Source organism: Kitasatospora griseola, assembly GCF_014648555.1.
GTDB lineage: Bacteria > Actinomycetota > Actinomycetes > Streptomycetales > Streptomycetaceae > Kitasatospora > Kitasatospora griseola.
Map to the genome: position 1 here is coordinate 289,352 of NZ_BMRI01000004.1, position 3,113 is coordinate 292,464.

The following is a 3,113-nucleotide window of genomic DNA, read 5'->3' on the forward strand; positions in this document are numbered from 1 at the left end:
AGGGCGCGTACCTGATGGCCTCCGGGACGGCGGCCCAGGTGCAGGGCGGCTCGCGGCTGCCGGCCGGCGGGTGGCTGGCGATCGCGGTGGCCGACCGACCCGCCGGGTCGCCGTCGGCGCGGGTGCTGCGGGCGGTGGCGATCGACGAGGCGACGGCCCGCCGGGCGGGCGGGCCGCTGCTGGACGGGCGGGAGGAGGTCGGCTGGTCGACCCGGCAGCGGGAGGTGACGGCCCGTCGGGTGGAGACCCTCGGTGCGGTCGAGCTCGCCGCGGCGCCCCTGACGGCGCCCGATCCGGCGCTGGTGCGCGAGGCGCTGCTGACCGGCCTCGAACGCGAGGGCGTCGGCGCGCTGCTGTCCTGGCCGCCGGCCGCGGCCGGGCTGCGCGAGCGCCTCGCCTTCCTGCACCGCACCCTGGGCGGGGTGTGGCCGGACGTGAGCGACGCCGCGCTGCTGACCTCCGCCGAGCAGTGGCTGGAGCCGGAACTCTCCCGGGCCCGTCGCCGCGCCGACCTGGAGCGGATCGACACCGCCGCCGCGCTGCAGCGCCTGCTGCCGTGGGCGAGCGGCCAGGCCGGCCGGCTGGAGGAGCTCGCCCCGGAGCGGATCACGGTGCCGAGCGGCAGCCGGATCCGGGTCGACTACTCGGGCGACCGCCCGGTCCTCGCCGTCAAGCTCCAGGAGCTGTTCGGCTGGGACGCCGCCCCGGCGCTGGCCGACGGCCGGGCCCCGCTCACCGTCCACCTGCTCTCCCCCGCAGGCCGCCCGGCCGCCGTCACCGGCGACCTGGCCGCGTTCTGGCGCGAGGGCTACCGCGCCGTCCGCGCCGACCTGCGCGGCCGCTACCCCCGCCACCCGTGGCCGGAGGACCCGACCACGGCCGAACCCACCCGCCGGGCGAACCCGCGCAAGTGACTACAGCCAGTCCTCCGCGAGGACGGCCATGTCGATGTCGTCGATCCACTCGTCGCCCCAGCGCAGCACCTGCCGCCGGACGCCCTCGACCTTGAACCCGGCCTTCTCGTAGGCACGTTGGCCGCGCCCATTGAAGGCGTAGACGCCCAGCGAGACCCGGTTCAGGCCCAGGGCGCGGATGGCGTGGTCGGTGGCCATCCGGACGGCCTCGGTGCCGAAGCCCCGGTCGCGACCGTCGGGGCCGATGCAGATCCGCAGGTTGCAGGAGCGGTTGGCCTCGCTCCACTCGTTGAGGACGACCTCGCCGACGCCCCGGCCGGTCGACTTGTCCACGATGATCAGGTCGAGCCGGTCGGTCTGCTCGTTGCGCGTCGAGTACCACTCGACGATGCGCTTCTCCATCGCCTCGTCCCACTCGGGCGCGACGGGCGTGTACTCGGGGGAGGTGTAGCGCAGCACGTCCGGATCGTTCAGCATGACGCGCAGCCAGGGAAGGTCCTCCTCCGCCTCGACCGGCCGGAGGACGATCCGCTCCCCCTCCAGCGTCGGCTTGTCGGCGAACGTAACCGTGAGGGAAGGAAGTTGATCAGTCATCCGGCCAGTCTCGGAGGACCGGCCGACCGACCGCAATCGGATTACCTGGGCGTCCGGATCAGATCGCGCGCCAGACCCCGGGGTGGCCGTCCTCCGGGACCGCGTTGCTGAGCGTGATGGCGATCGGGCCATAGGCCGTGTCGATGCGCCAGCAGTCCCACTGGTCGAGCTCGTGCACGACGTAGCGCCGCAGGTAGTCGCGGAGCCTGGTCCACTCGGCGTCCGTCAGCCTGCGCCCGGGGTCGTCCTCCAGGACGCCGGCGGGACGCTCCGGGTCCGGGCCGGGCGGCAGTTCATGGCCCCAGTCCTCCGCGAGGGCCGCCATTTCGATGCGGTCGACCCACCGTCCGTTGAACGGCAGGGCTCGCCGCCGCACCCCCTCGACCCTGAACCCTGCCTTCTGGAAGACACGGCAGCGGCTGTTGAGGCTATGAACGGAGAGCGAGACGCGGTGGAGGCCGAGGACGCGGAAGGCGTGGTCGGTGAGGAGGCGGATTGCCTCGGGGCCGAGGCCCCGGTCGCGGCCGTCGGGGCCGAGGGCAATGCGGAGGGTGCAGGAGTTGCCGGGCTCGTCCCACCCGTCGAGGACGATCTCGCCGACGCCGCGGCCGGTGGACCTGTCGACCACGATCAGGTCGAGGCAGTCGGTCCGGTCGTTGCGGGTGCGGTACCGGTCGACGGTGCGGCGCTCCAGCGCCTCGTCCCACTCGGGGACGACGGGGGTCCAGGAACCGGAGGTCCAGCGGAGAATCTCCTCGTCCTGGAGCAGGACGCGGAGCAGCGGAAGGTCCTCCCGCAGCCGGACGGGCCGCAGGAGGACCTTCTCGCCCACCAGGGTGGGCTTGTCGGCGAAGATGGCGCGCGGTTCGGTCATCGGGCCAGTCTCAGGATCGCCCGGGCCGTCGTGCAAGGGATCAGTGGGCTGCCGCCTCCCAGTTCGCGCCGACGCCGACCGAGACGTCGAGCGGGGCGCGGAGGGGGTAGGCGTCGGCCATCTGTTCGCGGACCAGGGCTTCGACCTGCTTGCGCTCGCCGGGGGCGAGTTCGAGGACGATTTCGTCGTGGACCTGGAGCAGCATGCGGGACTTCAGGTCGGCGGCGCGCAGGGCCTCGTCGACGCGGAGCATGGCGATCTTGACGATGTCGGCGGCGGAGCCCTGGATGGGGGCGTTGAGGGCCATCCGTTCGGCCATTTCGCGGCGCTGGCGGTTGTCGCTGGTGAGGTCGGGCAGGTAGCGGCGGCGGCCGAGCAGGGTCTCGGTGTAGCCGACGGCGCGGGCCTCCTCGACCACGTTGTGCAGGTAGTCGCGGACGCCGCCGAAGCGCTCGAAGTAGGTGTCCATCAGGCCCTGGGCCTCGGCGGGCTTGATGCCGAGCTGCTGGGAGAGGCCGTACGCGGACAGGCCGTAGGCGAGGCCGTAGGACATGGCCTTGATCTTGCGGCGCATCTCGGCGTCGACCTGGTCGCGGGCGACCGAGAAGACCTGGGAGGCGACGGTGGTGTGCAGGTCCTCGCCGGAGGCGAAGGCCTCGATCAGGGCCTCGTCCTCGGACAGGTGCGCCATGATGCGCAGTTCGATCTGCGAGTAGTCGGCGGTGAGCAGC

At 73.1% G+C, this 3,113-nt stretch carries 4 protein-coding genes; 1 reads left to right on the forward strand and 3 read right to left on the reverse strand.

Translation table 11 applies throughout. The features are described 5' to 3' along the window. A partial coding sequence (locus tag IEZ12_RS37915) for an ATP-dependent helicase C-terminal domain-containing protein (protein ID WP_308431009.1) occupies nt 1-914 on the forward strand: 914 nt, incomplete at its 5' end. Here the strand turns inward: IEZ12_RS37915 and IEZ12_RS07360 are convergent. The 3 genes from IEZ12_RS07360 to IEZ12_RS37920 form a co-directional block, all read right to left on the reverse strand. Then, nucleotides 915-1,508 (reverse strand): GNAT family N-acetyltransferase, encoded by a 594-nt coding sequence (locus IEZ12_RS07360; RefSeq protein WP_189271310.1) that lies wholly within the window; start codon nt 1,506-1,508, stop codon nt 915-917. Nucleotides 1,509-1,566: 58 nt separating this feature from the next. Continuing rightward, the gene (locus IEZ12_RS07365; RefSeq protein WP_189271311.1) at nt 1,567-2,382 is read right to left on the reverse strand and encodes a GNAT family N-acetyltransferase; all 816 of its coding nucleotides are present in this window, start codon (nt 2,380-2,382) and stop codon (nt 1,567-1,569) included. Between the two features lie 40 nt (nt 2,383-2,422). Beyond that, on the reverse strand, nt 2,423-3,113 hold a 691-nt coding region (locus IEZ12_RS37920; protein ID WP_229847315.1), incomplete at its 5' end, for a DNA polymerase.

Excerpts from the sequence above, each read along its gene's own strand:
- IEZ12_RS07360 (WP_189271310.1), bottom strand. The coding sequence starts at position 1,508 with ATGACTGATCAACTTCCTTCCCTCACGGTTACGTTCGCCGACAAGCCG.
- IEZ12_RS07365 (WP_189271311.1), bottom strand. The coding sequence starts at position 2,382 with ATGACCGAACCGCGCGCCATCTTCGCCGACAAGCCCACCCTGGTGGGC.